The sequence below is a fragment of the Candidatus Hydrogenedentota bacterium genome, assembly GCA_019695095.1.
GTDB lineage: Bacteria > Hydrogenedentota > Hydrogenedentia > Hydrogenedentales > SLHB01 > JAIBAQ01.
On sequence record JAIBAQ010000335.1, the window covers coordinates 1 to 3,747 of the forward strand.

A 3,747-nucleotide genomic window follows, 5' to 3' on the forward strand; every position below is an offset into this window, starting at 1 on the left:
TCGATGCGGGGATTCTTCTCGCGACTCCGGAGCATGGCGGCGTAGGAGCCGTCGGTGCTGCCATCGTCGATGAAGAGGATGCGGTACTCTTGATCGGCCAGTACCGACGCGATACCCTCGGCCAGCGGCTCAAGGGTGGCCTCTTCATTGCAAGCCGGTATGACGACACAAAGCTTCATCCGTCCTCATTCGTAGGAGAGCGCCCGGAAGCGCCGCAGTATACAGGCACACACGGCCCCGCGCCTGATTCTTCGATTCTGTTCCCCCTTGGCCGAATGCGACGATAGCATATTCGGCCCGCTCCGGCGAAATTACAGCCCGGTCCTACCGGATATCGGCATCCAGCCATTTGATAACCGCCATCACGCCCCGCGCCTGCTTCAACATCGTCGCCTTCAGCCCCTTCTCCATCAGCTTCGCCTTCGCGTCGTGGCGATCCTTGGCAATAACCACCCCGCCGACGAAGGACTTTTCCTCGTCGCCTTCCGCACGGATGGCATGGTACTCAAATGTGGGCATGCGTGTTCCTCCAAGCCTTGAACACCTCCATTGTACCATTTTTGCATAGGGGTGCCAATACCGAATGTCCCGCAGGTGGAGAACTATTGGCAGTTTTCGCAGGGACGGAGGGGGCGTGTGGCGCTGAAAGCACAGATAGACCCGCCGGTCATCCTCCACAATAACGAGGTCCTAGTGGTAGTTTCCGCGCTGGATTTCATGTTGGGCACCCCATCCGCCACGATTCGGGCAAGTCTGGGCATGCGCGGTGGCTGGCGTAGACGACGTGCGGTGTCAACGGATGGCGGTCTCAGTTTATCTTTTTATCCTCGAACACTTCCTCACCAACACCGAACTCACCCACCAGATGAGCCAGAACGGCGTCCGGATGTAATCAAGTCCTGATTTAGTTCGTCTCATGGACCAGAAGATGGAAAGCCCGGATATCCACTCGCACGCGTTCCGCTGCGAAAGCGAACGGCGTGTCCCGCGAAGCCAAGACGGCGAAAGGAAAAATGAGCGCAACGCAGGGACCTGTCAACATTCTCAGTTTGGAATGGGCATTGCATCCTTCTGGGCCACCTTCAATTCGTCAAATGGGAACAACGTAAAATAGGAGGAATTCGGTATGCGACTACCAACTCTACGATTCCAGCCCGTGCTTGTGCTGTTACTGGCACTGATACCGGTGTGCCTGCCCGCCTGTATGCTGGAAGATCAGGTCGCGCTTGCTGCGCGATCTCTGCAGGAGCATGCGGGCGCAAGCCTTCGGCTCACTATTCACCCTGACCGGGCCGTTTCAGACGGTGCACGATGGCGGGTAGACGGAGGTCGGTGGAGAGGAAGCGGGACGAGGGTATCAGAGCTATCCCCTGGAACACATGAAGTGACTTTTCTGAATGTCGCCGGCTGGAAATCGCCTGCGCCTGTCCTCGTTGAAATTCTCGCGGGGAAAGCGGTGGAGCTCAACGTGGACTACACGATACCATCGGTGGAATCAGGCAGCCTGAGTGTGAGCATCCTGCCGGCTGAGGTCAACGCGTTGGGCGCACGCTGGCGAGTCGATGACGGTGCGTGGAGTGAGAGTGGTGCACAGGTCAATGGTCTGAAATCCGGTGTACACACCATTGCCTTTAATGATGTGGACGGCTGGACTCGACCGGATGCGTTTCAGATTCAGATTGCCAGCAATACGGTCACCAAATTCGAGGCACAATACAGCTTCGTGGGTGTAAGAGTCGGAGGGCTCACCGTATACATCGATCCTGCTCCCGCGTTAGATGAGGGAGCGCAATGGTCGGTCGACGGCGGTGCCTGGCTGCATTCCGGTGAGACAGTCAGCGGCCTCGCGATCGGTGCACATCAGGTTACCTTCAAGGCAGGGAAAGACTGGAAGACTCCTGCTCCCCGTACGGTAACTGTCGCCGCGGGCACCACTACCGAGGAACACCAGAACTATATGCTTAACCTCGGTGATTACATCGTGATCGGGTACAACGATCTCGGCATGCACTGTATGAACGAGGATTTTTCGGAACTGATGATTCTGCCTCCCTTCAATACGTTGCACGCGCAAGTAATCCGCCGCGGAAGCTCTCCGAAAATACTGACCGAGCGGCTGCGGGTCAACTACAGCATACCGGGCAACACCACGTCGTACCTTAAGACGAATTTCTGGGACTACGACTTCGATTTGTTTGGCGTAGACTTGCCACTGGATGTAGGACTTACGGGCAACGGTCTCGCAGGCCAGATGTTGCCCCGTAAAGAGGAAGGTGACTGGGTAGTGACGGGTATTCCCGCAACGCCCATCGACGACCACGGGGCGTTGAACGCCTATCAACTCGCGAAGATCACCGTCGACCGGTCTGGTACCCAGATCGCCCGCACAAACACTGTGGTTCCTGTATCCTGGGAAATCAGCTGTAACTTGTGCCATTCTCCCGACGACAGCAGTATGACCGGAACGGACATCCTGATGGCTCACGACAAACTGCACGGTACCGACCTGATCAATCAAAAGCCGGTGGTATGCGGATCGTGTCACGCGCAGGCCCCACTAGGACTTACGGGTCTTCCCGGTGTCCCAAGTCTTTCCAGTGCCATGCACGGCGCCCATGCAGCCCGTATGGGGCTGGTGACATTGCAAAACAACTGCTATGCCTGCCATCCGGGCGTCGAGACCAATTGCCAGCGCGACGTGCACTTCGCTGCCGGTATAAACTGTACCGACTGCCACGGCAGCATGGAGAAAGTGGCCGAACCAGCGCGACGCCCGTGGCAGGATGAGCCTAAGTGCGGTGATTGCCACCAGCGAGCGCATTTCAGTTTTGAAGAAGAGGGCTTGCTCTACCGGGAATCGCGCGGCCACCACGAAATTCAGTGTGCCGTTTGCCATGGCAGCCCGCACGCCATCACCCCCACTGTAACACCCGCCGACAATACCCAGGCAATCATGCATCAGGGCGTGTCCGGCGTGCTGGATTGCACCGTATGCCATATCAAACGCCCGGAGGGTGAATTCGAACATCACCTGTAGGGTATTGCATGGGTTCTCCTCCGGGAAACCCATCCCACGGACAAGAATTACGTAGGATGGTTGCTGTTAATGCTCCGCTATAGTCGCAACGGATGCTCTATGAAAAAGCGAAACTGCAGCCCATAGAAGCTCCTGGTAACGGGTTATCCTGGGCCGCTAACGACGGCCCGGGATAACCTGTTGGTGCGCATGGATTGTTCCCTCGTTCGCAGGCTGAGCTTGGGAACGAGGGGGAAATCCGCCGCGCGTGTACTTTCAGGGCGACCACAGGGCCGCAGGGCCGGGATAGCAACGGCTGGTCGCGTCGTCCATGAAGAGTTCGCGGAACTGGGGGACGGACCTGCGCATGTGACCGCGCCGACCTTCGGTCGAGGATTCGCCGGGGCCGAGTTGTTGCCGTCCATCGCGACCAGGGAACGTACCGCCGAAAGAAAACCTAGGAGAGGGGTAATTCTTTATCGAAATCAAGCAATCGCATTTGGTTATCCATCGGTCCACGTTGGCAAAAATGGACGGCGAGCCCAGGATCTCGGACATTTCCGCCACCGGGTCACGCCAAGGCGGCGGTCCGCACAGGCTCGTCTAGAGCATTTTAATAATTTATACATACACAACAGTGTCGAAAGAAGCCCTGTATGTCCTTTTGGGTTATTTGTTCGAGTGCGCTCGCGATCGCATCGTGGAGTTGTTCTTGTGTTCGTGCTTTTGCA

Annotated in this window: 3 protein-coding genes; 1 reads left to right on the forward strand and 2 read right to left on the reverse strand. The window is 57.1% G+C overall.

What is annotated here, in order from left to right:
- Window positions 1-179 (reverse strand): glycosyltransferase (locus K1Y02_25885; protein MBX7259812.1); only part of this gene is annotated, 179 nt, incomplete at its 3' end.
- 145 nt (window positions 180-324) lie between these two features.
- Window positions 325-519: a hypothetical protein gene (locus K1Y02_25890; protein ID MBX7259813.1), complete on the reverse strand. Its 195-nt coding sequence runs from the start codon at window positions 517-519 to the stop codon at window positions 325-327.
- Window positions 520-1,384: 865 nt separating this feature from the next.
- On the opposite strand from K1Y02_25890, the gene K1Y02_25895 reads away from it, so the two are divergent.
- Window positions 1,385-3,037: a hypothetical protein gene (locus K1Y02_25895; GenBank protein MBX7259814.1), complete on the forward strand. Its 1,653-nt coding sequence runs from the start codon at window positions 1,385-1,387 to the stop codon at window positions 3,035-3,037.
- Window positions 3,038-3,747 lie beyond the last annotated feature (710 nt).